Origin of the sequence: Rhizobium leguminosarum bv. viciae (genome assembly GCF_012276115.1) — a bacterium.
Lineage (GTDB): Bacteria > Pseudomonadota > Alphaproteobacteria > Rhizobiales > Rhizobiaceae > Rhizobium > Rhizobium leguminosarum_T.
The window spans coordinates 157,243-182,994 of sequence record NZ_WIEU01000013.1; the positions used below are offsets into that span (position 1 = coordinate 157,243).

General features: G+C 60.7%; 25 protein-coding genes and 1 pseudogene. 17 read left to right on the forward strand and 9 right to left on the reverse strand.

What is annotated here, in order from left to right; translation table 11 throughout:
- Positions 1-7: 7 nt before the first annotated feature.
- The 5 genes from GFM02_RS22305 to otsB form a co-directional block, all read right to left on the reverse strand.
- On the reverse strand, positions 8-1,267 hold the full coding sequence (locus GFM02_RS22305) for a sugar ABC transporter permease (RefSeq protein WP_062940469.1): 1,260 nt from the start codon (positions 1,265-1,267) through the stop codon (positions 8-10).
- Positions 1,264-2,085 (reverse strand): ATP-binding cassette domain-containing protein, encoded by an 822-nt coding sequence (locus GFM02_RS22310; protein WP_020047783.1) that lies wholly within the window; start codon positions 2,083-2,085, stop codon positions 1,264-1,266. The genes GFM02_RS22305 and GFM02_RS22310 overlap by 4 nt, the downstream gene beginning before the upstream one ends.
- A gap of 70 nt (positions 2,086-2,155) precedes the next feature.
- Positions 2,156-3,229, reverse strand: a complete 1,074-nt coding sequence (locus GFM02_RS22315; protein WP_197728554.1) for an ABC transporter substrate-binding protein — start codon at positions 3,227-3,229, stop codon at positions 2,156-2,158.
- Positions 3,230-3,447: 218 nt separating this feature from the next.
- Complete coding sequence (locus tag GFM02_RS22320; RefSeq protein ID WP_168322822.1) at positions 3,448-4,332, reverse strand: helix-turn-helix domain-containing protein; 885 nt, start codon at positions 4,330-4,332, stop codon at positions 3,448-3,450.
- Positions 4,333-4,531: 199 nt separating this feature from the next.
- On the reverse strand, positions 4,532-5,311 hold the full coding sequence (otsB, locus tag GFM02_RS22325) for a trehalose-phosphatase (RefSeq protein ID WP_020047778.1): 780 nt from the start codon (positions 5,309-5,311) through the stop codon (positions 4,532-4,534).
- Between the two features lie 121 nt (positions 5,312-5,432).
- Between otsB and GFM02_RS22330 the strand changes: the two genes are divergently transcribed.
- The 6 genes from GFM02_RS22330 to repC all read left to right on the forward strand — a co-directional run bounded on the left by GFM02_RS22330 (position 5,433) and on the right by repC (position 11,527).
- The gene (locus GFM02_RS22330; protein WP_168322823.1) at positions 5,433-6,518 is read left to right on the forward strand and encodes an ROK family protein; all 1,086 of its coding nucleotides are present in this window, start codon (positions 5,433-5,435) and stop codon (positions 6,516-6,518) included.
- A gap of 181 nt (positions 6,519-6,699) precedes the next feature.
- Positions 6,700-6,870 carry a hypothetical protein gene (locus GFM02_RS22335; protein ID WP_168322824.1) on the forward strand — a complete coding sequence of 57 codons (171 nt, stop codon included), beginning with the start codon at positions 6,700-6,702 and terminating at the stop codon, positions 6,868-6,870.
- A gap of 345 nt (positions 6,871-7,215) precedes the next feature.
- Positions 7,216-7,533 (forward strand): hypothetical protein, encoded by a 318-nt coding sequence (locus GFM02_RS22340; protein WP_168322721.1) that lies wholly within the window; start codon positions 7,216-7,218, stop codon positions 7,531-7,533.
- 292 nt (positions 7,534-7,825) lie between these two features.
- Positions 7,826-9,043 carry a plasmid partitioning protein RepA gene (gene repA / locus GFM02_RS22345; RefSeq protein ID WP_017958286.1) on the forward strand — a complete coding sequence of 406 codons (1,218 nt, stop codon included), beginning with the start codon at positions 7,826-7,828 and terminating at the stop codon, positions 9,041-9,043.
- The gene (repB, locus tag GFM02_RS22350; protein WP_168322825.1) at positions 9,040-10,029 is read left to right on the forward strand and encodes a plasmid partitioning protein RepB; all 990 of its coding nucleotides are present in this window, start codon (positions 9,040-9,042) and stop codon (positions 10,027-10,029) included. Before repA ends, repB begins: the two co-directional genes overlap by 4 nt.
- 199 nt (positions 10,030-10,228) lie before the next feature.
- Entirely contained in the window at positions 10,229-11,527 is a 1,299-nt protein-coding gene (gene repC, locus GFM02_RS22355; protein ID WP_168322826.1) for a plasmid replication protein RepC, read from the forward strand.
- Positions 11,528-11,914: 387 nt separating this feature from the next.
- Here the strand turns inward: repC and GFM02_RS22360 are convergent, their stop codons facing one another.
- A complete protein-coding gene (locus GFM02_RS22360; RefSeq protein ID WP_246792341.1) occupies positions 11,915-12,925 on the reverse strand; it encodes a hypothetical protein in 1,011 nt (336 codons plus the stop codon).
- Positions 12,926-13,065: 140 nt separating this feature from the next.
- Positions 13,066-13,275 (reverse strand): annotated as a pseudogene (locus GFM02_RS22365) (DUF6088 family protein); the annotation flags it as partial.
- A 285-nt stretch (positions 13,276-13,560) separates the two neighbouring features.
- Here GFM02_RS22365 and GFM02_RS22370 point away from each other — a divergent pair.
- Both GFM02_RS22370 and GFM02_RS22375 read left to right on the forward strand, forming a co-directional pair.
- Positions 13,561-13,857 carry a hypothetical protein gene (locus GFM02_RS22370; protein WP_131664888.1) on the forward strand — a complete coding sequence of 99 codons (297 nt, stop codon included), beginning with the start codon at positions 13,561-13,563 and terminating at the stop codon, positions 13,855-13,857.
- Positions 13,847-14,437 carry a type II toxin-antitoxin system VapC family toxin gene (locus GFM02_RS22375; protein ID WP_168322828.1) on the forward strand — a complete coding sequence of 197 codons (591 nt, stop codon included), beginning with the start codon at positions 13,847-13,849 and terminating at the stop codon, positions 14,435-14,437. The genes GFM02_RS22370 and GFM02_RS22375 overlap by 11 nt, the downstream gene beginning before the upstream one ends.
- A gap of 658 nt (positions 14,438-15,095) precedes the next feature.
- On the opposite strand, the gene GFM02_RS22380 is transcribed toward GFM02_RS22375, so the two are convergent.
- Positions 15,096-15,419: a type II toxin-antitoxin system RelE/ParE family toxin gene (locus GFM02_RS22380; protein WP_168322829.1), complete on the reverse strand. Its 324-nt coding sequence runs from the start codon at positions 15,417-15,419 to the stop codon at positions 15,096-15,098.
- On the reverse strand, positions 15,419-15,700 hold the full coding sequence (locus tag GFM02_RS22385; protein ID WP_003591561.1) for a type II toxin-antitoxin system Phd/YefM family antitoxin: 282 nt from the start codon (positions 15,698-15,700) through the stop codon (positions 15,419-15,421). The genes GFM02_RS22380 and GFM02_RS22385 overlap by 1 nt, the downstream gene beginning before the upstream one ends.
- 220 nt (positions 15,701-15,920) lie before the next feature.
- Here GFM02_RS22385 and GFM02_RS22390 point away from each other — a divergent pair, with 220 nt between their 5' ends.
- From GFM02_RS22390 to GFM02_RS22430, 9 genes are all read left to right on the forward strand, one after another.
- Positions 15,921-16,913, forward strand: a complete 993-nt coding sequence (locus tag GFM02_RS22390) for an LLM class flavin-dependent oxidoreductase (protein ID WP_168322830.1) — start codon at positions 15,921-15,923, stop codon at positions 16,911-16,913.
- A 24-nt stretch (positions 16,914-16,937) separates the two neighbouring features.
- On the forward strand, positions 16,938-18,287 hold the full coding sequence (locus GFM02_RS22395) for an LLM class flavin-dependent oxidoreductase (protein WP_168322831.1): 1,350 nt from the start codon (positions 16,938-16,940) through the stop codon (positions 18,285-18,287).
- Between the two features lie 17 nt (positions 18,288-18,304).
- On the forward strand, positions 18,305-19,504 hold the full coding sequence (locus GFM02_RS22400; protein ID WP_168322832.1) for a M20 aminoacylase family protein: 1,200 nt from the start codon (positions 18,305-18,307) through the stop codon (positions 19,502-19,504).
- Positions 19,501-20,055, forward strand: a complete 555-nt coding sequence (locus GFM02_RS22405; RefSeq protein WP_168322833.1) for a GNAT family N-acetyltransferase — start codon at positions 19,501-19,503, stop codon at positions 20,053-20,055. The genes GFM02_RS22400 and GFM02_RS22405 overlap by 4 nt, the downstream gene beginning before the upstream one ends.
- 37 nt (positions 20,056-20,092) lie before the next feature.
- The gene (locus tag GFM02_RS35480; RefSeq protein ID WP_168322834.1) at positions 20,093-21,868 is read left to right on the forward strand and encodes an amino acid ABC transporter permease/ATP-binding protein; all 1,776 of its coding nucleotides are present in this window, start codon (positions 20,093-20,095) and stop codon (positions 21,866-21,868) included.
- Between the two features lie 92 nt (positions 21,869-21,960).
- A complete protein-coding gene (locus tag GFM02_RS22415) occupies positions 21,961-22,905 on the forward strand; it encodes an ABC transporter substrate-binding protein (RefSeq protein WP_168322835.1) in 945 nt (314 codons plus the stop codon).
- Positions 22,906-22,971: 66 nt separating this feature from the next.
- On the forward strand, positions 22,972-23,907 hold the full coding sequence (locus GFM02_RS22420) for an ABC transporter substrate-binding protein (protein WP_168322836.1): 936 nt from the start codon (positions 22,972-22,974) through the stop codon (positions 23,905-23,907).
- Between the two features lie 7 nt (positions 23,908-23,914).
- Positions 23,915-24,952 carry an LLM class flavin-dependent oxidoreductase gene (locus GFM02_RS22425; RefSeq protein ID WP_168322837.1) on the forward strand — a complete coding sequence of 346 codons (1,038 nt, stop codon included), beginning with the start codon at positions 23,915-23,917 and terminating at the stop codon, positions 24,950-24,952.
- A gap of 55 nt (positions 24,953-25,007) precedes the next feature.
- A complete protein-coding gene (locus tag GFM02_RS22430) occupies positions 25,008-25,604 on the forward strand; it encodes a DsbA family protein (RefSeq protein ID WP_168322838.1) in 597 nt (198 codons plus the stop codon).
- The last annotated feature ends 148 nt before the right edge of the window (positions 25,605-25,752 follow it).

The following is a 25,752-nucleotide window of genomic DNA, read 5'->3' on the forward strand; positions in this document are numbered from 1 at the left end:
GGTTGCTTTAGGCTCGGCCGTGCGAAATTCGCGATCGGCGTGCCAGCGAGTCGACGATGACGGCGACGGCAAGGACAGCGCCGGTGATCATGTATCGAAGCGATGACGACAGATCGAGAAGCGTCAGCCCGCTGGCGATCGACTGGATGACGATGATGCCGAGAAGGGCTGAATAGGCGCTGCCGCGCCCGCCGAACAGGCTCGTGCCGCCGATGACTGCTGCGGCGATGGCGTTGAGATTGACGTCGCCCGTGCCGGCCTGCTGACTTGCCGTCGCCAGCCGCGCGGCGGAGAGAACGCCGCCGGTGGCAGCAAGCAGGGCGCACATGACGAAGGCGCTCGTGTAGATGCGCGAGACGTTGATGCCGGAACGACGGGCAGCCTCCCTGTTGCCGCCGACGGCATGCATCGAGCGTCCCCATTTCGTGCGCGTCAGCGCATAGTTCATGGCGGCGACGAGCCCGACGAAAAGACCGAACATCCAGGGAATGCCGCGCGACTGGTTGAGATAGAATGCGACTGCTTCCAGGGCGACGGTGATGATGACAGCGCGGACAAGCAGTCCGCCGGCCGATTTCGCCGACAGGCCGGCCGCCCGCCGGCGCGCCGAGGTGCGGTAGCTGGAGAAGAAAAAGGCAATGCCGGCAAGGGCCACCAGCAGATAGGCGACCGGGTCCGGCATGACCATGATCTGGCCGAAACTCACGAGCCAGGAACCATAGGGAAGATTGATCGAGCCGGTCGCTCCGAGGATATAGAGCTGCAGGCCGAGAACCGCGAGCAGCCCCGACAGCGTCGACACGAAACTCGGCATGCCGAAGCGGTTGAAGAGAAACGCGTAGAGCGAGCCGATCAGGGCGCCGACAATCATGGCGGCGAGGATCGCCAGAACCACCGGCCAGCCCTGGTTGACCCAGAAGACGCCGACCAGTGCCGAGGCGAAGCCGCTGACGGAGCCGACGGAAAGGTCGATCTCACCCACCATCAGGATGCAGACGATACCCAGCGAGATGACGCCGACGGTCGAGCAGTCGAACAGCATGTTGACGAGGTTGCTGCTCGAGAGAAACACCGGATTGAGCGCCTGGAACACCGTCCAGATGATCGCCAGGCCGACAATGACCGGCAGCGAACCGAGATCGCCGGAGCGGATGCGATCCCCAAAGGCGCGGATCGAGCCGGCAAGGCTATCGTCGTGGTGCACTCTTTCGTCACGTCGGTCGAGGAGCGCAGGTGCTGCCGGTTCATTCTGGATGGTCTTCATCATGGCCTGCCCTCCTCGTTTTGTTGGCTTTGCGCCTTGCGGCGCATCGCGCGGCGGGAGACGGAATTGTTGGATGCGCCGGTGATGGCGCTGACGAGCTGTTCGTTGGATGCGTCGGGCGGCATGGTGCCGTTGTTGCGGCCGAGCCGAAGGACGACAATACGGTCGGCGACGGCGCGAACATCCTCCATATTGTGGCTGATCATGATGACGGCGAGGCCGCGCTCCCGCACGCGCTCGATGAGGTCTAGCACCTCGGCGGTCTGGGCAACGCCGAGCGCTGCTGTGGGTTCGTCGAGCATGATCAGTTTCGGCTGGAGCAGCAGCGATCGGGCGATCGCTACCGTTTGGCGCTGTCCGCCGGAGAGTGAGGCGACGGGTTCGCGCACGCTCGGAAGACGGGCCGAAAGCTCGTTCAAGAGCTTCCAGGCGGCGATCTCCATCGTGACTTCATCGAGCTGATAGGGGCTGAGCTCCTTGCCGAGAAAGATATTGGCGACGACGTCCAGATTTTCGCAAAGCGCCAAATCCTGGAAGACGGTTGCGATGCCGAGGTCGAGAGCGGCGCTCGGGCTCGACAGGTTGACCGGTTTGTCTTCGAAGAAGATCGTGCCCGAGCTTGGCTGGTGCACGCCGGCCAGGATCTTGACAAGCGTCGATTTGCCGGCGCCGTTGTCGCCCACCAGTGCCACGACCTCGCCGGCATACACATCGAGTTCGATATCGGTGAGCGCCGACACTGCTCCGAAGTTCTTCGATATTCCACGCAGACTGAGGACAGGCTGACGGGAAGGGTCAGGAGTATGAGAGGTTTCAGACATCGCCTGGCCTTTCGAAAAAGCGAAAATCGGAAGCGCGACCGGTGGCCGGCCGCGCTTTCCCTTGACTCGATTACTTGGTGATGCCGAGTTTCTTGCAGCCGTCGGCATAGCGGCCGGTGCACAGCTCCTCGGCGGTGTTGATCTTCTTGTCGATGATCTCGGCCTTGAGGTTTTCGGCGGTAACGACAGCCGGTACGAAGAGCTGTGCGGGCGTGTCGTAGAGCGTCATTTCGGCCTTGATCGTTTCTCCGGCCAAGAGCTTCACGGCGACGTTGGCAGCGGCAGCGGCGACGATTTCACTCGGCTTGGAAATCGTATTGTACTGATCCCCTGATATGATCAGCTGCAGCGCAGCGATCGTCGCATCATTGCCGGTCACCGGCGGCACGGGATCGACACCGGCAGCCTTGAAGGCTGCGATGGCGCCGCCGCCAGTGCCGTCATTGGCAGCGACCACCCCGACGATCTGCTTGCCGAAGCGGGTGATCTGGCCGCCCGCCCATTGCTGGGCGTTCGAGGGCTGCCAGTTCGGTGTGTCGAATTCGGCAAGCGTCTTGTATCCGCCGCTCGCCAGGCCCTCATGAATGCCGTCCTTGATCAGCCCGGCAGCCGCATCGGTCGGTGAACCGTTGATCTGCAGGATGCCGCCACCATCGGTCGGCACCTTCTGTGCCTTCAGATGCTGGACGAGCGACTCCGCAATCGCCTTGCCGATCGCCTTATTGTCGAAGGAGACATAGAAATCGGCCTTCCCCTTCGGGATAGGGCGGTCATAGGCGATGACCTTGACGCCCTGGCTCTGTGCGAGCTGGACGAGCGATGCGGCGGCCGCCGAATCCACCGGGTCCAGCACGATGACCTTGGCGCCTTGCGTGATCGCCGAATTGAACTGTTGCTGCTGTTTTGCGATATCGGCATCGGCGTTCTGATAGAGAACCTTGCACGACGCGCAAAGCTTCTTCATTTCCGCGACGAAGCCTGGGTGATCGTGCTCCTCGTAGCGGGTCGAGCCCTGGTCGGGCATGAGGAATGCCACTGTCGCATCCGAAACGGCCGTTTGCGCAAAGGCGGAAGTACCGCCCAGCAAGGACAGGACAAATACCGCGGCGCCTGCCGCCTGTGTTGAGAATTTCATCATTTCCATCTCCTCCCGTTGAAAAAATTATGTAGGTTCGTGATTGCACTGCCTGCTGTGGCCGTTCGGCCGAACGAATGGCTGCGCCTGTCCCGGCGGTTTGACGTTTTTGAGGACAAGCATCTCCGATCACGAGCCGCTCATCGCGTGCCCGCGTTCAAGTCAGTGTCAGTTTTCGTTCCTCCTCCTCGTCCTCCTCGTCCCTTGGACGTGCTCGTTCGGCTCCTCTAGGCCGCCTTTGCCACGTTGATATTGTCACCCAACAACCGTCGGAAACGGGAAGGCGTCATGCCTTTTTCCGCGAGAAACTGCCGGTTGAAGTTAGACAGGTTGTTGAAGCCGACCTCGAAGCAGATATCGGTGATCGATGCGTGGTCATCGCTCATCAGTATCTGGCAGGCCAGGTTGATGCGCAGGCGTTTGACATATTGCACCAGCGACATGCCGGTATGGCGGCGGAAGCCGCGCGAAAAGGCACCTGTCGATTGTCCAGCAATCGCCGCGAGATCGGCTTCGTCGAAGGATTTGGTCAGGTGTTCCCTGATATAGGCGAGCGCTTTGTTGATGCCGGCCGACATGTAACCGGAGGGATCGGGCAGATAGCTCGGGCTGGCGAGAAGCTGCGCATCCTGTGCGCGGCTGAGCAGGCCGACGATCATCATGAAAAGCTCGATACGGCGCACACCCTGCGCCTGCTGCACCTCGCTCATCAAAGGTGCGACCTGCCGGCTGGTCTCGGCGCCGAAGAGCACGCCGCGTCGGGAGGCTTCGAGAACCGGATCGAAGGGGCCGAGTTCGGCCAGCACCTTCATCGTGTCGATGATGAAATTCTCGCTGAACTGGATGAGCTGGCATCGAAGCGGAATGCTCGATCCTTTCGGGACATCGCTGATCCAGTTATGGGGAAGATTAGGCCCGGCAAGCACAAGATTACCAGGCTCGAACTCGCCGATGAAGTCGCCGACGAAATACCGTCCTGTTGTCGCCACGACGAGATGAAGTTCGTATTCCGGGTGAAAATGCCAACGAACCGTATGGTAGGGATAGCCATGCGCCTTCGTTGCGAAAGATTCGCCCGGGCGGATCTGAATGACTTCCAAGTCAGGTTCCATTGTTTCCTCCTCCGAGGACGGTTCCAGGCCGCCCGCCAAATTCCCTTTTTGGCTTTATTGTTAAGGGGAGTGTAGTGGGCTCGTGTCACGCCCGCCACCACGATTCCCGGTTAAAACCGATACTTTTTTGACAATCGGTGCTGCGGAAGCGGTGTAAAGACGGCAGTAATCCACTTTGCACATCGTCCAAGGGCCGGCCTCAGGCGGCCAAGGCTGCAATGACGTTTCTGACCAGCGCAGAAGAAGACAGCCGGCTCGTGGCGCAGCTCGGGGCGCCGATCGCACCGACACGCACGGAAACGCCGCCGCGGGCATTGGCGATCGCAAACATCGACTCGTCGGTCAGATCATCGCCGATGGTAATCGGGGAGCGGTTCTTGAACGGGTCGGACTGGAAAAACCGCTCCAGCGCATCGCCCTTGCTCGACCGTGCCGGACGCAGCTCGAACACCATCTTGCCAAGCTGCAATGCCCAGTTCGGCCCGGCGATCTCCGCGTAGTGGCGCATGCGCTCATCGAGCACCTTTTCATATTCGGGCGCCAGCCGGTAGTGGGCGGCAACGGCCGCGCCCTTGTCCTCGATCAAGACGCCGGGGTAGTGCTCGGCTTCTGCGGTCAGCGCATGCTTCAGCGCCTGAAATTCAGGTGTCGCCTCGATCGTCTGCATTCCAGCTGCGTTCCTGATTTCTGCGCCGTGCAGGCCCGCTGTCGGAAATGCAAAGGGCTTGAACAGCGCGTCTGCATAAGCAAGCGACCGTCCGGTGACCAGCGCCAAGGCGCCGCCGAGCTTGTTCGACAGGCGATGAAGTTGTCCGGGAAGCGCCTCCGGGACCTCGATCGCATCCGGCGTGGGCGCAAGATTGAGCAGCGTCCCGTCGATATCGAGAAACATTGCCCAGCGGTCCGGCTCCTCCAAGACCATTGAAAGCATTTCCTGGGTAGCGGCATCGTCCTGCACGGCATTCTCCAAACTCTGCAATCATTGAAGCTAGGTCGCCGACCAACAAGGGCAAGGTGACTTTTCAGACTCCGGAACATCCAGAGCTAGTCCGCGTTGTATCTCGCCGCCTGTTCGAGACTCGCGCGGAAAAGGTACATTGATGGCCAAAGGCAGTTCCGAACCCCGTGATGAGATCAATGCGCCATTGGCACATGGCGCCATGGTTCTGCCGCTGGTGACCATCGATGATTACAACAATGAACTGCGTGACAAGAATGGTTTCGTTGGCGACAACGCCAATAAGAAGACCTTCCAGCAGAAGCTCGACGATTGGCGAAAACGCATCCGCAAGTTTGGGGAGGATCCGATCGGCAAGACCGCGACGGCAAAGCTTTCCAAGAAAAAGATCGAGGCCCTCTTGACGGGCGACGACATGGAGGCCGCCGCGCTGGTTATGGGAGCGGTGGAGGACTTTGCCCAGGACTTTGCCGAGGTGATCGGAAAGTTCCTCAAGGACGAGCGCTGGTCCAAGACCGAGCGCATCGTCGTTGGCGGAGGCTTCAGGCGAAGTCGCTTCGGAGAACTGGCGATCGCCAGGACCATGGTTCTTCTCAAGGCGGCCGGCCGCAATATCGAGGTTGTGCCGATCGCCCATCATCCCGACGAGGCGGGGCTGATCGGCTCAGTCCATCTCATGCCGCCGTGGATGTTCAAGGGTTATGAGGCCATCCTCGCCGTCGATATTGGTGGCACGAACGTGCGCGCCGGCGTCGTCGAGTTCGGAAAGGAGAAAACACCGCACTTTGCGGATGCGAGCGTCTGGGAATCGGCGATCTGGCGCCATGCCGATGACGAGCCAAGCCGTAGCGGAACGATAGAGAGGCTGGCGGCGATGTTGCAGGACCTGATCGACAAGGCCGAAAAGGCCAACCTGAAACCTGCTCCCATTATCGGGATCGCCTGTCCGGGCATCATCAAAGCGGACGGCTCGATCGAACGCGGTGGACAAAACCTGCCGGGCGGAAATTGGGAAAGTGATAGCTTCAACCTTCCCGCCGCACTGATCAAGGCCATTCCCGAGATCGGCGACCACAGCACATTCGTAATGATGCACAACGATGCCGTCGTGCAGGGATTGTCGCAGATCCCTTTTATGAACGACGTGTCGAGATGGGCGGTGCTGACCATCGGCACCGGGTTGGGCAATGCGCATTTTACGAATCGCGAGGGAACGAAGGCGCGATAGTGGAATGCCTGTCTCGCGCAACTCTGCACGCAATGAACGCCCCCGCTTACGATCGACCGGGCCGTGGGAGCATTATGGTAAATAGCAGGTAAACAAGAAGGAATTCCGCAGACGGAAGCGAATTTGGCAATAAGTTCCGCTAGGAAAGATAGCCGCTTTGCCGAACAGGAGTGAGATCTGGTTGATCGAGGCTATCGGCAAACGTCTGCGACACCAACGCATGATCCCGGTTAGCAGTATCGATCATACCCGCCGCGACCTGATTCGCCTAGCATGCGCTGTTGTGATCTTCGCGGAGAATGACGCCCGCGGGATGTCGGAAACCTATTCGCGCACAACTGCCGGCATCTGATCGGACTGGTGTCATCGGCTTGGCCTGGCGATCGATCGGATCTGCGGACAAACGATCCCCCACCTTTCAACGCCCCTGCCCTCAGTATTTTGCCGACCTAGACCCCGGCCACACCTCCCCTTCCCCGATATCACTCAGCAACAGCGCTCGCTGAAGTGAGCCCCACACCGGCATCTCGGAATTCCGGCGATGCCTCGTGATCGGAGACAGCGCCGGTTCGCCGGTGCGCCGGCGAAGATTCAGTCTCGCATGGCAGGCCGCTCCTGCGCGCCACTCGATCTCTGCGCGCCGAAGCGATCCGAGACGGCGAGCCTCGCTGCCGAAGGCCGCATTTCTGATCGGCGCTTGAAGATGGAAGTCTCCCCTCCCCTTTCCCGCGTGGCATCGGAAAAGATGGTGATAACGCCGGCGGGCGGTTCTCGGCAGGTTCAAATTACGCTTATCTCTACGGCTTCACGCAATCGATGCGCAGACGAAAGATGGATCATGAACTTCAAGGGAATAAGCGCTCCGCTCAATGCCAGCCGTCTCGAACAAATGCTGAGCCTTGCTCAGCCACGCCGCGTCGCCGAAACCCAAGACGCAAATGACAAGGCCTCCGGCAGCGAATCCGTCCGCGGGCTGGAAGCCGAAAGCCTGTGCCGTTCGTCTGCCTATAAGTGAGAAACGGATTGCCTGATCCGGCATGCCCCAAGCGGTGGATGTTGTCTTCCAGTGAGTCGGTCATGCGTTCTGCTGTGTTGAAATATGCTGAGATGCGCTAAGGGTGGCCGTCGATGGAGGCGGACACGGTCGCCATTGTCAGCTGACAATGGCGCTAAGATTCCGGAATTCCACATGATTTTTTCGTCGAATCCGGTTTGTTATCCATTGGCTAACCAAGAAATCGCTTGACGGAATCGGCAGACTCACGATCATTTGCGCAAAATGACCCGATTTATCAGGATTTGCGTGAATGCCGACCAAGGCCGCGATTGTTGAGAAAGCCAAGAGAGCGAGTCGAGTCTCGATCGACGAGACGATCGCGCAGGACTCGACGATGCTCAGCAGCCAATTGCAGGTGCTGTTCGAGCGGTTGTTTTCGCCCGACGCCCGCAAATCGCTAAGGCGGTTCAGCAGCACCGAGACTGCCAAGCTGCTCGGCGTCACCGACAGCTATGTTCGCCACCTCGCCGCCCAGGTGGAAAGCATCAATCCGGAAAAGACGGCGGCCGGTCGACGGGTGTTCTCGCTTGAGGAAATCCATGCGATGCGCCACCATCTCGGGCGCACCAAACCCTCCTATCTGCCGATGCGCCGACCGGGCGACCATCTCCAGGTGATCGCCGTCACCAATTTCAAGGGCGGTTCCGGCAAGACGACGACATCAATTCACCTGGCGCAGTTCCTGGCCCTTCGCGGCTACCGCGTGCTCGCCGTCGACCTCGATCCGCAGGCATCGATGTCGGCGATGCTCGGGTATCAGCCCGAATTCGACGTCGGCGAGAACGAGACGCTTTACGGTGCCATCAAATATGACGAAACGCGCCGCGACGTAGCCGACATCGTCCGCCAGACCTATTTTCCGGGGCTCGATCTCATCCCCGGCAATCTCGAACTGCACGAGTTCGAGCACGATACTCCAAAGGCGCTCGCCGACACCAACCGCGACGACAAGGACATGTTCTTCATGCGGGTCGGCAACGCGCTGCATTCGCTGGAGCAGAGCTACGACGTCGTCATCATCGATTGCCCGCCGACCCTCGGCTTCCTGACGCTGTCGGCTCTCTGCGCTGCCACCTCCGTCTTGATCACCGTCCATCCGCAGATGCTCGACGTCGCGTCGATGAACCAGTTCCTGACGATGACCTCCGACCTTCTGGCGGTGGTCAAGCAGGCAGGCGGCAACCTCGATTATGATTGGATGCGCTATCTGATCACCCGCTATGAGGCCAATGATGGACCGCAGGCGCAGATCGTCGCCTTTCTGCGCAGTCTGTTCGGCGAGCGCGTGCTGACCTCGATGATGGTCAAGTCGACGGCGGTCTCGGATGCAGGCCTGTCCAAGCAGACAATCTACGAGGCGGGACGCGAGACGATGCATCGCCAGACCTATGACCGCGGGGTGGAATCCGTCGACAGCGTCAATGCCGAGGTCGAGCAACTCATTCGCAGTGCATGGAGCAGGACATGAGCCCAAAAGGACGCGACATCCTGAAGAGCATGGTGGGTGCCGTCGAGCCGACACGGCCGGAGGTGCCGAGCGTGCAACAGCCGCATCGGCCATCGGGGGCGGTCAAGGCGATGAACCTGTCGCTTGGGCGGCTGGGAGAGGAAGCAGCCGCCGCCAAGGCGCTGCGCGAATCGCTGGCCTCCGGTGACAAGGTGCTGGAGATCGATCCGGCTGCCGTCGAAATGTCTTTCATCCGCGACCGTATCCCGGTCGACAAGGATGCCGAGTTCGAGCGATTGAAGCAGTCCATCCAGGAAAGCGGACAGCAGGTTCCGATCCTGGTGCGGCCGGACCCGGTAAGGGCCGGGCACTACCAGGCCGCCTATGGCCACAGGCGCCTGCGGGCGGCCGCAGAGATCGGGGTTCCTGTTAAGGCCGTCGTGCGAAAGCTCACGGATGAAGAGCTGATCCTCGCACAGGGTCAGGAAAATGGCCCCCGTGTCGACTTGAGTTTTATCGAGCGGGCACTGTTTGCACGCCGCATGGATGAACATGGCTTCAGCCGCGACATGATTGCCAAGGCGCTGGCGACGGACAAGCCGGAAACGTCAAGGCTCCTGCAGGTGGCTCAGACGATCGACCCCGAGCTCATTCTCGCCATCGGGCCGGCCCCCAAGGTCGGTCGTCCACGCTGGTTGGCGTTTGCCGAGAAGTTCAGAGAGACGGGCGGACAGAAAAAGGCGCGGGCCGCAATCAGTGCCGCCGGTTTCGACGCGTTGGAGACCAACAGCCGCTTCGATATCATCTGGAAGGCACTGGAGAAGAAGAGCGCACCGCAGCGGGTCGAGCAGACGCTCCGGACCCAAGGGGGCGCGGCACTTGCTTTGGTGGCCCGCTCCGGCAAAAGCTTTCGCATCACCGTCAAATCGACGGCGTTTTCGGAATTCCTGGCTCAGCGGTTGATAGGCCTCGCCGCCGAGTTCGAAGAGGAAAATGAGGGAAGATGAGGCAGTTAGACCGGTTGTCAGCTGACAATCCGGATAGGAGATAACGCGCAAAAGAAAAAAGCCCCCGAACGTCACCGTCACGGAAGCTTTCCTCGTAGTCTTGAACACCTCCGAGAATCGCACTTCCGAGAATCGCTGTCAAGAGTTTTTGGCGCCGTTTTGGTGAGTGGATTTCTTTTGCCTCGTTGAGGTGGAAGATATGGAAACCGGGAATGTGACGACGCCCTTCGGGCGACGGTCGATGACGCTTGGCATGCTTGCAAACCAAGTCATGGCCGGGGAGATCAAGCCGGATCAGTCGGTCGACAAGTGGAAATTATTTCGCGCGCTATGCGAAGCAAAGCCGCTGCTTGGCATCGGTGATCGAGCGCTTGCCGTGCTCAACGCGCTTTTGAGCTTTTACCCGAAGAACGAGTTGGCCCAGGAAAACGGCTTGATCGTCTTCCCGTCGAATATCCAGCTTTCTCTCAGAACGCATGGCATGGCCGAACAGACCGTCCGGCGCCATCTTGCCGCGCTCGTCGAGGCAGGCCTTCTGCTGCGCAAGGATAGTCCCAATGGCAAGCGGTATGTCCGCAGAGACAGGGCAGGGGAGATCAATGAAGCTTTCGGCTTCTCGCTGGCGCCGCTGCTTGCCCGTGCCGAGGAGATCGAACAGCTTGCCGCCGAAGTGATGGCTGAGCGGCTGCATGTCCAGCATCTGCGCGAACGCATCACTCTGTGCCGCCGCGACGTTGCAAAACTGATCGAAGCGGCCGTCGAAGAACAGATCCCCGGGGATTGGCAAGGCCTCTACGGCGAATTCCGGGACCTGATCGAAGGCCTGCCGCGATCGCCGACGGCAGCGCAGCTTGAATTGCTGCTGCATGAATTGGAGGTTCTGCGGGCAGATATCCTTAACCGGTTGGAAACTCGGATTAAATCAACAAAACAGCGCGGCAATGCCGATTATATTGAGCGTCACATACAGAATTCAAACCCCGACTCCACCATTGAACTTGAACCAAGCTTCGAAACGAAGCAGGGCGCGATGGCTGAGCAAGACAAAGGGCGAGAGGCGGAGACGTTGGAAGAGGGGAGGGGGGAGACAACCCATCCGGGCCGGCAGGAGGAAAGTCGGCAGTCGGGCGGCCGCAACGATGGTGGCGGACTGAAATCTTTCCCGCTCGGCCTCGTTCTGCAGGCCTGCCCGGAAATCCTTGCCTATGGACCGGGTGGTGCGATCCGCAATTGGCGCGATCTGATGACCGCAGCGATTGCGGTTCGATCGATGCTGGGCGTCAGTCCGTCGGCCTACGAGGAGGCCGCCAATGTGATGGGGCCGGAAAATGCCGCGACCGTGATGGCATGCATCCTGGAGCGCGGCGGCCACATCAATTCGGCCGGTGGCTATCTTCGTGGCCTAACGCGGCGAAGCGAAAAGGGCGAATTCGCGATCGGCCCGATGCTGATGGCGCTTCTGCGGGCAAATGCGCCGGCCGGGCGAAAAGTTGGATAGGCCTTCGGCTCCGTGAGGGCGGCGCCGAAGGCTAAGCTCGGGCAAAAGTCTGCAGGCTGCCGCGAAAAGCTCTGGCGCGAGCAGGCCCATTTCGCCGATCGGCGTTGTTATAATAGCTGGAGGCATGTTGAACTGAGCGGTGGCGGGATTGCTCCCCCCAGTGAATGGGCAGCGACCTGTCTCTCGACCGCCTGCTCGCAAAGTTCAAATGTGACAGCTGTGGCAGGAAGAACTATCTGCGCATCAGCCTGCCCTTCCCGCATGGCAGCGAATTTGGCGACATGAAGGTCCGCCGGCTGAGGTACGTGCGCAGCGTGACCGTTCCGGTCGGACGACATCTTCCGCCAAACGGGGCTGCGCTCTTCGCGCTTACCGAACGTCCGTCGGTCACGTCTGTCGCAAAGCCGCAATCGTGCGCTGCGGGGCGTCGAGAATTGCGGAGAAACGGGCGGCGCGCGCAGGCGGCCTGCGTCCCTCCATGGTGATCGCCTGGGTAATGGCTTTCGGGACGGAAATACCCGTTCCAAACGGAAAATCGGGATTGGTGCTGTGCCATGCATGCGGCACAACTATGTCGGCGCGAATGTCAGGGCGTGAATTGAGAGCCCCGAACCAGTCCCAGGCCCCCATGACGTCGATGACATCCTTGAAGAGCGTGGGCATTCCGACCTTGGCGCTGATCGTGACGATGCGCGAGCGGGCAGCAATCGCTTCGGCAAGAGGCGGATGCTCGCCTTCGATCGCGTAGAGCGCCTCCGACAGAACGAGGTTGCCCTTGGAGTGACCGACGAGGAGACGTGGCGCAAACCGCTGATCCTCGAGAAGGGCGATGACTGTCTCGGTGTCCTTGCTCGTGCGGGCCCAGAGATAGCCGCTTTCCAGTTCTTCGCTTTGCGAAAACAGCTTGGTGAAACTGTCGAGCGGTTCGAAGGCGTGACGGATGCTGTTCAGCGCCCCGAAGAAGAAAAACCCGCCGAGCGCTTCGGTCAAGATGTCGGCAAGCCCATAGCCGGAAACGACGGCAGCGACCGGCTCGCCGAGCGCATCGGCGATATTGCGCGCGAAGGCGGCAGCGCCAAGCGCGGAACTGCCGACGCCTGCAATGGCGAGCGCGCCGACGGGCGCTGTCTTTTTAAGATAGTCGTTGACCGTCAGGAAGACGTCGAGCGATCCCCCGCCGGTTGGCGGCACAAGGATGATTGCGCCCTCGCGGGCCAGCCAGAAGGCAAGTTTTGGTGTTTCCTCGGCTGTGATGACATTCACATCATAAAAAACGGCGTCGAGGACGGCATTGCGCCGCTGCAGGCTATCGAGAGTGATCGTACGGAAGGCATTGTCGGCGAGTTTTTCAGGCAGCGCCGCCGTGCGCTCCATCTGCACGTTCGCGAGGACAGGCATCGGACGCATGGGTCACCTTCATTTGACAGGGAGACGCTGCACTGCAGCATAGTCGTTCTCGACCGGCGACGCAATTTCCGGTGCAAGGATAATGCGCCGTTTTAAGAGCTTTGGACTCGCTGTCCTTTGTCCTGGGACAGACCCGTCAGTTTGCTGACGCCCGGCTTGTCGTAGAGGCCGCGATAGGTTCGGCGGATTTCACCGCGATTGGTCAGGCGTTGCAAGACCTTTTCCACGGCGTTCGGGCTGGCAATATCCAGGAAATCCCCGCGCGACCACATGCCGGATGGACCGGCATCCGTTATTCGCGATCGGATTCGATCAAGCGTATCTGAAGTCGGATCAGGCATCGTTATCCCCGAATGTCCAAAAATTATATGCAAAATTTGGGGCAGTAATCGGCATGATCAGCTTGTAGCCTCAACTATCGTAGGTTCGCGACGTCGACAAGCCGCGAAGCTACTGAAGAGGAATGGACAAGCCCGAGCACCACGTCAACTGTCTCGTCGGGCAGCGGCTTTGTCGCTTTGAAAGCAACCGGAGCATCACATGTTTGCCTTCCTCTGCCTTCGCGCCCGAAAAGCTTGCCCCGGCGTTCAACGTTGTATATATTCTGTTCAACGCAGGAGAACCCTATGACCGCTCGACTGAATACTGCCGCGGAAAACGAAGCGAGGATCGCCTTGACCCGCAATCGGCTCCTGCTCGAGCAAGCAAAAGCCGTGGGCCTTCTTGGCGCGGCAAAGAATACTCGTCTGTCCGGACGAGTGTCGTCAGAGTTGATCGAGGCGGCCAAGAAGCGCGCCCATGTGACCTCCGATACCGAATTGCTGGAATTGGCACTTTCCCGGCTGGCTCTCGAGGATGACTTTGGCGCGCGTCTGGTGGGTCGAAAGGGCACCATCCCGGCGGATATCGATCTTGGGATTTAATCTCTCCGAAACACTGCGATCGCTGAAGCCCGGAAAGCACCTCGGAACGCTTGAACGGAGATCCGATGACGATCTCACATGGGCTGCCGACGAACCGCCAATCGGCGGGGCTTTGTTCCTGGACACCAGTGTCTATCTCGACGTGCTTCAGGGTCGCTCGCCAGCGGAGGTCGATACGCTTTTGACCTATCGCCTCTGCCACCATTCCGCGGTGTGCCTTTCCGAACTGACCCACGCCTTCGGCCGGCTGGACCCGAAACACCCCTCGACAGAAACAGTTCTGGATGCGATCGCGGCGACCGTGGAAGACATTCCGGACCATCGGCTCCATGCCGCCGATGCAGACATCTGGGGACAGGCTGGTGTGCTAGCAGGGCTCCTCTTTCGCTTGAGCAACCTGCCAAAGGGGGAGGGACACGAGCGCCGCTTCGTCAATGATGCCCTCATTTTCCTGCAGGCACGGCAGTTGGGGGCGAGCGTATTGACTGGCAACGTCCGGGATTTCGACTTCCTTTCTCAGCTCATGCCAAGCGTTCGGGTTATACTCTATCGAGCATCAGTGAAGTCGCACTCATCGTAAGCGCCAGGTCTTGCCGTCTAATTCTTCCGAAATGGAGATTACGGCTCCGACCTAATGGCGTCAGACGACCAGGTAGCCGATGGAGAGCGGACTTCCAATGCATGGCGACAGAATAAGATGAGATGGTTCAACATTCATCGAAGATCGATGATTTGTGATATCGGCTGCGCGACCCGACACGGCGTTTGCACCAGACATATACATTGCTTGTCACTGCTGGGGCCTTGAGCGGACGCAGTTGCAAGCTGCAAGCAACACGCGCCGTGCGCCAGAGTAAATTTCCACCCCATTGGCTTCCTACATCTTCGTCGTGATCAAAGCAGGCATGCCCTATTGAAGCCAAGCCGACGCCGGCATCATCCGCCCCGGAGAGCGCACAGCTCCGCCAAGGATTCCGTCGCAGTGGTCGCCGAAGCGGCGGCGCACCGGCATCCGAGGTGATCGCGCCGCCGTCGAAGCCAGCTGCGCAGGTTGCCGCGTCCGGCAGACCATCAAAGGAGACCGACCGCCCTCAACTCGGGGCGCAATGTGCGCAATCTAGCTATCTCATTGATGTTTCAGCAGGATCTAGCGTGAGCAGAGGTGATCAAAAAGGCGGGAGTAGGGTGGTTTTGGACAAGCCGCATATCCGAAGCGCTGAAGTACGATATGCCGGACGTCAGCGGATGAACCTTCGCTCCAGAAAGTTCTGTACGTCGCGCCGCCCGTCTACGACGCAGTAGACGACGACGTCAGTGCCCATAATGCGATAGATCATGCGCCACGGCTTATGGTGCAGTTCCCGATATTCGGAAATTCCGATCCCCGCCAACTCCTTCGGAATATTTCCGCGGGCGGGGAATTCTTCAAGCTCGGTGCACGCGCTCTCGATTTCCGTCAGGATACCTTCTGTCGTCTCGGCGCCGTCGCGGCTAGCGATGAAGCGATAGAGATCCTCGATGTCGCGTTCCGCATCCTCAGCGAAAAGAACACGACATGGCATCAGGATTGGCTGTCCGCCAGACGTTTGCGGATGCGCGCGAAGGACTCCGCAGCAGGGCGCAGTTTGCCCTCCTCGACCTGCCGGTTGGTGAGCGCCAGCACCTTCAGGAGCGCCAGCGTCTCCTGTGTTTCTTCGTATTGGCCGACGTCCTGAAGGATGGCCTTCGCCTCTCCGTGAAGGGTAATGACGACCGGTTGCGGATTATCCTTCAGCGTCCGGATGATTTCCGGCGCGTGCGCCTTGAGATAGCTGATCGGCTTGACCTGTTCTGACAGCTTCATTCACTTACTCCCTTTCGACCAGAATATAGACCATCAAGTGGTCGATTGAAAGAAGCCTTTCGATGCCGGCGGCACACATTCCCGGCATCCCATTTTCCATCTTGAGTGCGGCCGGTTTTTTCACCCAAGGCGTTCGAAAGAGAATGCCATTTCTTATAATGACGTTTGTCTACTGATTTTATAGACTAAACTTTGCAACCAAGGATCGGATCGTGGTGCCATGACCTACCTCCTCAGTCTTCTCGACAAAAGCCCGATCGAACAGGGTCTGACGGCCGCGGATGCGCTGCGGGCGACGGTAAAGATTGCCGCCCGGGCCGAGGAACTCGGTTATCATCGTTTCTGGGTCGCCGAGCATCATAACATGTCCAATCTGGCGAGCTCCGCGCCGGAGGCGCTGATCGCCTATCTTCTCGCCAGGACCTCGAGGATCCGCATCGGCTCCGGCGGCGTCATGCTGCAGCATTACAGCGCCTATAAGGTTGCCGAGACCTTCAATCTTCTGGCATCGCTTGCGCCTGGCCGTGTCGATCTCGGTGTCGGCAAGGCGCCGGGCGGTTTTCCGCTCTCGACGCGCGCCCTGCAGCTTGCCGTCGATCCGGCCAGGAAGCCGGATTTCGCGAGCCAGCTTTCCGATCTCAACATCTATCTCGCTGCTGACCCGAATTACGACGGCGCGCAGGCGACGCCTTTCCCGCCGACTGCGCCTGAACGTTTCCTGCTCGGCGCCAGCGTCGAAAGCGCCAAGCTCGCTGCCGAGAAGGGCTGGGAGCTTGTTTTCGCCGGTCATTTGAACGGCGATCCCGACAATCTGCGCAGGACCTTTGAGGCCTATGAGCGGGCATCCGGCGGCAAGCGCCCGATCCTGGCGCTCGCCGCCTTTGCCGCCGAAAGCGAGGGCTATGCCCGCGAGCGCGTCGGCAAGCTGCGCATCGTCAAGATATTTCTGCCGAACGGCCAGACCGTCAATGTCGGCAGCGAGGAGCAGGCGGCAGAATTTGCCCGCCAGGCCGGCATCACCGATTACCGCACCGAGGAAAAGGTGCCAAGCGTGCTGCATGGCACGGCGGAGCAGATCCGCAAGGAACTGGACGAACTTCATCGCCGCTACGGGGTCAAGGAGTTCGTGCTCGACACGCCGGCGCTTGCGGTCGCCGAGCGCCTGGCCTCCATCGAGCTGCTCGCCAAGGAGCGGCTTTCCCTCGTCGCCTGACCGTTTCCAAAAAGGATTGATCCCATGGCTCAAAAACACGTCACGTTCGGTATCATGCTGCAGGGTCCCGGCGGTCACATGAACGCCTGGAAGCATCCAAGCGGGCCGGCCGATGCCAGCGTCAATTTCGGCTTCTTCGTCAAGACAGCACGCAAGGCCGAGGCGGCGGGTATCGCTTTCGCCTTCGTCGCCGACGGGCTCTACATTAACGAGCAGTCGATCCCGCATTTCCTCAACCGCTTTGAGCCGATCGCCATTCTCTCGGCGCTCGCCGCCTCGACCTCGAAAATCGGCCTCGTCGGCACGGTCTCGACCTCCTACAGCGATCCCTTCACCATCGCCCGCCAGTTCGCCTCGATCGATCTCATTAGCGGCGGCAGGGCAGGGTGGAATGCGGTAACCTCGCCGCTCGAGGGTTCGGGCCGTAACTACAGCCGCGAGCATCCCGAGCACGAACTGCGCTACGAGATCGCCGAGGATTATATCGATGCGATCAAGGGCCTGTGGGATTCCTGGGACGACGACGCCTTCGTCCGCAACCGCGAGACCGGCGTCTTTGTCGACAAGACGAAGATGCATCGCCTCAACCACAAGGGCCGCTTCTTCTGCGTCGAGGGGCCGCTCAATATCGGCCGCTCCAAGCAGGGCCAGCCCGTCGTGTTCCAGGCAGGGGCCTCGGATTCCGGCATCAGGCTCGCCGGCAAACATGCCGACGCGGTCTTCACCAATGGCGGGCCGTTCGAGGAGGCGCAGGCCTTCTACCGACAGCTCAAGGACAGCGTGATTGCCCATGGCCGCAGCGCCGCGGAAGTCGGCATCTATCCTGGTATCGGACCGATCGTCGGTGCGACGCAGGAAGAGGCGGAAGCCAAATATCAGGCGATCCGCAACCTCGTCACGACAGACGAGGCACTGCTCTATCTCGGCCGTTTCTTCGATCATCATGATTTCAGTATCTATCCGCTCGACGAGCCGTTCCCCGAACTCGGTGATATCGGCAGGAACAATTTCCGCGCCACCACCGACCGCATCAAGAAGACGGCGCGTGAGAAGGGCCTGACGCTCCGCCAGGTCGCGCTCGATTCGGCAACGCCGCGCACGGCCTTCATCGGCACGGCGGAACATATTGCCGACGAGATCATCCGCTGGGTGGACCATGGCGCCGCCGACGGCTTCATTCTCGGCTTTCCCGTCATCGCCGAGGGCTTCGACGACTTCTCCAGATATGTTCTGCCCATTCTCACCGAGCGCGGCTATTTCGATCCGGTTCTGAAGGGCGAGACCCTGCGCGACCATCTGGGCCTGCCTTTCCGTGAAAGCCGCTATGCGGCGGACGCGGACCAGGTCGAGCGCGGAAAGGCTGTCGGCGCCTGAGGCGCCGACGAACCGTCATGAACATCGTCGCTCACAACTCGCGCAGCAACGATCCGGTCGAAAGAGGTATCGCCGCCTACATCGACGAGATCATCGTGCTTCGCCACGACCTGCACCAATATCCGGAGCTTGCGTTCCAGGAGCTCAGGACCAGCAAGCTCGTGGCATCCCGCCTTTCCTCCTGGGGCTATGAGGTGGCGACGGGCATTGCCGGAACCGGCATCGTCGCCACCCTCAGGCGCGGCGACGGCAAAAGACGGATCGGCATCCGCGCCGACATGGATGCGCTGCCGATCGAGGAAGCGACCGGTCTTGCCTATGCCAGCAGCAATCCGGGCGTCATGCATGCCTGCGGCCATGACGGGCATACAGCGATCCTGCTCGCCGCCGCCCGCTATCTCGCCGAAAGCGGCAATTTCAGCGGCACGCTGCGGCTGATCTTTCAGCCCGCTGAGGAAATCGGCGCCGGCGCCCGCAAAATGATATCGGAAGGCCTGTTCGAACGGTTTCCTGTCGACGCGGTCTTCGGGCTGCACAATTGGCCCGATGTTCCCGCGGGACAATTCGGATTCGTCAACGGCCCGGCCATGGCCTCGGTCGATCAGGCGGTGATCAAGATCATCGGCAAGGGCGGCCACGGCGCCGAGCCGCACCGCGCCGTCGATCCGGTGCTTGCCTCGGCCTCCTTCATCACCGCCCTGCAGAGCGTCGTCTCCCGCAATGTCGACCCGCAGGACATGGCGGTCGCGACCGTCGGTTCGATCCATGCGGGCTCCGCCTCGAACGTGATCCCTGAGAGCGTCGAGATGAAGCTCACCATGCGGGCTTTCAGCGAGACGGTCCGCCAGCTATTGCGAGAGCGCATTCCCGCACTTGCCCGCGCCCAGGCCGAAAGCTTCGGCGCCGAGGCGGATGTGAATTACCGCCTCGGCTTTCCGGCGCTGGTCAACCATGCAGCGGAGACGGCCTTCGCCCGCGATGTCGCCCATGACGCACTCGGCCCCGCAGCGATCGAGAAGGATTTCCGGCCGAGAACCGCGAGCGAGGATTTTGCCTTCATGCTGCAGGCAAATCCCGGCAGCTACCTCTTCGTCGGGAACGGCGACAGCGCTCCTCTCCACAGCGCCCACTACAATTTCAACGACGCGATCATTGCGCCCGCCGCCCGCTACTGGGTGCGGCTCGCCGAAACCTTCCTCACTGATGACAACGGGTGATGAATATGAGCGATACGTTTCTCTATACCAGCCCTCTCGACCCGCGCGCCAGGCCGCTGATCGATGAATTGATCCACGAATACGACAGCCGCTACGGCAATTATTTCAATGCCGAAGGGGCTGCGGCCGAACTCAACCGCTATCCTCCCGAAGCCTTTGCGCCGCCTAACGGCAATTTTCTCCTGTTGATCCGCAATGACGAAACCATCGGCGGAGGCGCCTTCAAGAACTATGACGAACGCACCGCCGAGTTCAAACGCATCTGGACGCGCTCCGATCTGCGCCGCCAGGGCCTTGCCCGCAAGGTGCTGGTGGAACTGGAAGCCCAGGCTGCCCGCCAAGGCTATTCCCGCATCTACCTGACGACCGGGTTTCGCCAGCCCGAGGCGGTCGGCCTCTATCTGAGCTACGGCTACATCGCTCTCTTCGACACCTCCGCCGATCCCGAGATCTACAAGAGCCTGCCCTTCGAGAAGGACATCAGCCATCTCGCTCAGCCTGCGCACGAAGATGCCGAACCGCGCCTGCGCGTGGCCGGCGCAAATTTCTGAAAACGGCAAAGACCGACAATCATAAAAGGGAAGCACAATGGCACTGACAACGGATTTCGCCGGCATCGACCACGGCAGCAGGACGGCAGGATCGAAGGATTATTCCCGTTACCGCATCGTGCCGGCGCGTCATCCGGGCCGCCTGGCAGGCACGATCTTTGCTGCCCTCGTCATCATCGCCGTGCTCTATTCCATCTTCACCAATCCGCGCTGGGGTTGGGGCGTCTTTGCCGAATGGTTCTTTGCCGAACCAGTGCTCGTCGGTCTCGGCCGGACGCTGCTTTTGACCGTGCTTGCCGCCATATCCGGCTCCATCCTCGGAACGGCTCTGGCGCTTGCCCGCGTTTCCAAGTCGCCGTTGCTCTCCGGCCTTTCCTGGGGCTATATCTGGCTGCTGCGCTCGATCCCGGTCATCGTGCTGCTGCTGATCCTGAACAATCTCGGCTATCTGTACGAGACGATCAAGATCGGCATTCCCTTCACCGATACCATCTTCCTCGACTATCCCACAGTGCAATTGCTGACACCCTTTGCCGCTGCCTTTCTCGGCCTGACGCTCAACCAGTCGGCCTTTTTCGCCGAGATCGTGCGCGGCGGTATTCTCTCGGTGGATCACGGACAGTTGGAGGCCGCCGCAGCACTCGGTCTGCCGCGCCGCCGCCAGGCCTTCCGCATCGTGTTGCCGCAGGCCATGCGCTCGATCCTGCCGACCGGCTTCAACGAACTCATCGGACTGGCGAAGAGCACCTCCATGGTCTACGTGCTGGCGCTGCCGGAGCTCTTCTATACGGTCCAGGTGATCTACCGCCGCAATCTCGAAGTCATTCCGCTGCTGATGGTCGCGACCGTCTGGTATCTGATCATCATGACGGTGCTGTCGATCGCTCAGCGCTATATCGAACGCTACTTTTCCAAAGGCGCCGTGCGCAATCCGACGCCATTGCCCTTCCAGGCATTTTTCGAGCGTTTCCGCCGTCCGCTGCCTGTCCTCGATACGGCGACCGACACGGTGCGCAAGATCGGTTTCCGCGATGCGGCGACGCTGCGGGCCGCAGGCGGCGCGGTGCGCATCCACGGTATCTCCAAAAGCTTCGGCTCACTGAAAGTGCTCGATGATGTCGAGCTCAGCCTGCCCGCCGGCAGCGTGACCGCCATCCTCGGTCCGTCCGGCTCCGGCAAGTCGACGCTTCTGCGCGCCATCAACCATCTGGAGCGTGTCGATGAGGGTTTCATCTCAGTCGACGGCGATTTCGTCGGTTACAGCAGGAAGGGCGACACGCTCTACGAGCTCAAGGAGAAGGATATCCTCAGAGGCCGCGCCGATATCGGCATGGTCTTCCAGAGCTTCAATCTCTTCCCGCATCTGACCGTGCTCGAAAACCTCATCGAGGCACCGATCCAGGTTCGCGGCGCCGGCCGCGAGGACGCCGTGCAACTGGCGCAGGAGCTGCTGGCACGCATCGGCCTCAGCGACAAGATCAACGCCTATCCGCGCCAGCTTTCCGGCGGCCAGCAGCAGCGTGTGGCGATCGCCCGCGCACTGGCGCTCCGCCCGAAGGTGCTGCTCTTCGACGAGCCGACATCGGCACTCGATCCGGAGCTCGTCGGCGAAGTGCTCGACGTCATCAAGGAGCTTGCCCGCACCGGCACGACGCTCGTCATCGTCACCCATGAGGTCGGCTTTGCCCGCGAAGTCGCCGACAGCGTCGTCTTCATGGAGAGCGGCCGCATTCTGGAGGCTGGCCCGCCGGCCCGCATCTTCACACAAGCGGAACATCCCCGCACGCGGGAATTCCTCGCCAAGGTTCTCTAGCGCGAAACTGCGCTGGCGAAATGCCGGGCCGCGACGGGCTGCTCCGGCCGAATAACAACAATCACAACCTAAAGATGAAATGGAGAAGGGGCATGACATTTACAGATAGGGCAAGGCTTCTGATAGTGGGAGCCGTCACCATTACTGCTATCGGTTTCGGTTCCGCGCATGCGCAGCAGAAGTTCGATCTCAGCCCCGAGCAGCCGAACCGGCTGCGGGTGGAAAAGAGCGAGAAGCGCATTGCCGAAATCAAGGACTTCAAGTTCGTCGAAAATGGTGTCCTCACCGTCGGCATCAGCTCGAGCGGCAATCTTCCGCTGCATGACTATGCCTCCGATTCCAAGACCGTCATCGGCTACGACGTCGATCTGGCGCAGGCCATTGCCGACAGCCTGGGACTGAAGCTCGAGTTGGTTTCCGTTGCCTGGGCCGATTGGCCGTTGGGGCTGACCTCCGGAAAGTTTGACGCGGTGATCTCCAACGTGACCGTCACGGAAGAACGCAAGGAGAAATTCGATTTCTCGACCTACCGCAAGGACGAGCTTGGCTTCTACGTCAAAGTTGACAGTCCGATCACGGCGATCAAGCAGCCGAAGGATATTGCCGGCCTGAAGGTGATCACCGATGCCGGCACCAACCAGGAGAAGATCCTGCTGGAGTGGGATCGTGAGAACGTCGCCGCCGGCCTGAAACCGATCGAGGTGCAATATTATGACGACGACGCAGTCAAGGATCTCGCCGTTCAGTCCGGCAGAGCAGACACCGTTTTCAGCGTGAACGCGACGCAGGCCTATTCGGCGGGGATCAACGGCAAGACCAAGCTCGTCGGTACCGTCAGCGGCGGTTGGCCGAACACGGCCGAGATTGCCGTCACCACACGCAAGGGCAGCGGCCTGGCGGCGCCCTTGACCGATGTCGTCAACGATCTGATCGCCAGCGGCGCCTATCGGAAGATCCTCGATACGTGGAACCTCGGTCCCGAAGCGATCGACAAGGCCCAGACCAACCCGCCGGGCCTGCCGAAGAGCGGCTCCTGATCAGTTCCTATAGGCCGGCGGCATTGCCGCCGGCCACCCTGCCTTACAGTTTGGAGATTAAAGACGATGATTGCCTTTCCGGCATTCCGGATCCTGCTGATCGCCGCCATGGCGTCAGCCCTTTCCTACGGCGCAGCTCATGCAGCCGAGGATTTCGACCTCAGCCCAGGGCAGCCGGGCCGGCTTCATGCCGCCAGGAACGATGCGGCTATCGCTGCGATCCCTAGGGAATTCAAGTTCGCCACACCAGGCAAGTTCACCATCGCCGTCAGCCCGGGCGGCCCGCCGCTTGCCACCTATGCCACCGACGCCAAGACCGTGGTCGGGGCAGATCCCGATTATGCCTATGCCATCGCCGACAGCCTCGGGCTGACGCTGGAGATCGTGCCGGTCGCCTGGATCGACTGGCCGCTCGGCCTCGCCTCGGGCAAGTATGATGCCGTCATCTCCAATGTCGGGGTCACCGAGCAGCGCAAGGAGAAGTTCGATTTCTCCACCTACCGCCAGGGCCTGCACGGTTTCTTCGTCAAATCCGACAGTCCGGTCACCTCGATCAAGGAGCCCAAGGATGCGGCAGGCCTCAGGGTCATTGTCGGGGCCGGCACCAACCAGGAGCGGATCCTGGTGAAGTGGAGCGAGGAAGATGTTGCCGCGGGCCTGAAACCGATCGAGCTGCAATATTATGACGACGAGGCGGCAAGCCTCCTCGCGCTGCGGTCCGGCCGGGCCGATGTCATCGTCCAGCCGCATGCACAGCTCGTCTTCATCGCCGCACGCGACAAGAACATCAAGCGCGTCGGCACGCTGAGCGCCGGCTGGCCGGATCGCTCGGATGTGGCGATCACCACCCGCAAGGGAAGTGGGCTGGCCGATGCGCTGACTGTCGCCACCAACGGCCTGATCAAAGATGGCGCCTACGCGAAAATCCTCGACCACTGGCATCTTTCCGAGGAAGCCTTGCCGGTATCCGAGACCAATCCGCCCGGCCTGCCGAAATACTGATCATCGGATGGCACGAGTGGGCAACATATCCATCAGCCATATCGGCTTCCTCACCCCCGGCAATTATCCCGACGAAGACTCGTTGTCGGGATTGGAGCAGACGCTTGAGCAGCTGCAATTTGGCGAGGATCTGGGCTTCGACAGCGCTTGGGTCCGCCAGCGGCACCTGGAGCCCGGAATCTCTTCGGCCAGCGCCTTCCTGGCGGCGGCGACGCAGCGCACCAGCCGGATCGAGCTTGGAACCGCGGTCATCCCGATCGGTTATGAAAGCCCCTACCGGCTGGCCGAAGATCTCGCCACCGTCGATATTCTGTCGCGCGGGCGGCTGAACATCGGCGTCAGCGCCGGCCGGCCGCTGCACGCCGAGCTGATCGCTCCGCTTGTCTTCGACGGCGACTGGACGCGTTACGATTTCTCACATGACCGCGTGCTGCGCTTTGCCGACAATCTGCGTGGCACTTATCTCGGCGACGAGCAAACCTTGATCAAGACGCCCTTCGGCCCGCAGCGGCCGCGGCTGCAGCCTTATGCCAAGGGCCTGATCGACCGGATCTGGTATGGCGGCGGGTCGCAGCGCTCTGCCGAATGGGCCGGCCGCAATGGCTTCAATCTGTTGACCGGCAATGTGATAACGGGTGAGAGGACCGATGATTTCTTCATCGCTCAGTCGCGGCTGATCGAAACCTATCGCGCCGCCGGCACGCAGCGCCGGGTCGCGCTGGGCCGCGTCATCGTGCCTTTCGACAGCGCCGATGCCGCAACGCGCCGCCGGTATCGAGACTATGCCGATGGCCGTCATGAGCGGACGCTTTCACCGCAGGGAGAGCGGCGCACCTTGTTCGCCCGTGATATCGTCGGCACATCGGACGAGATATTGGCGCAGCTGTTTGCCGATCCGATCCTGCCCGAGGTCAGCGAGTTGAGGCTGGAGCTTCCTTACGAGTTCGAGCACGAGCAGTATCGCCAGATTCTCCACGACTTCGCGACGCTGATCGCACCGGAACTGGGATGGAAAGCGCCATCCGACATCCGCGCCGCTTCCTGAAAATGCCGTCGTCTATTCGACGCCAGAACAATCACCTCACAGGGAACATTCATCAGTGACCAAATCGGTAGAATATTTCTTTTCGATCGGCTCGCCCTGGTCGTATATCGGCTTCGATGCCTTCGCCGAACTTGCGGCGAAGAACGACGTCGTCATCACGCCCTATCTGACGACGGTGGTCGAGGAAAATGGTGGTATCTTTTCGCGCAACCGCCCGGAGATCCGGCGCGCCTACTGGACGCGGGACCTCAAGCGCTGGGCGCGCGTACGCGGCAAGGAACTGCGGCTCGAACATCGCCCTGTTTTGAGTGATCCGACGCCGGCGTCCCTCTTCGTGATTGCCGCCTATCTCGACGGACAGGATTGGATCGGCGTTGCCCGCGCCCTGCAGCATGCCTTCTGGAGCGAGGCGAGGGATATCGGCAAGCCCGATGTGCGCGAGGCGATCGTGACATCAGCAGGTTTCGACGGCGCAGCGCTCCTCAGGCGACAAGCCGACGACGATGTCCAGAACAAGTGGTCGGCGGACCGCGTGCATGCCCGCGACAGCGGCGTCTTCGGCTTTCCCACCTATGTCTTTGACGGCGAGATCTATTGGGGGCAGGACAATTTGCCCTTCCTCGAACGTCATCTTCACGGCAACAAGCCTTAGGCTTGGAATTGCAGCGTCCCGAGGTCGCAGATGTCGATGGCGGTCGCCTTGCAGCTTATGCGTGCTGAAGCGGCGGCGAACGTTTTTTTCAACCAGGCTAACAAGGAGAGATGCATGTTTCTTTAATCTATCAATTTTGTAGACAATA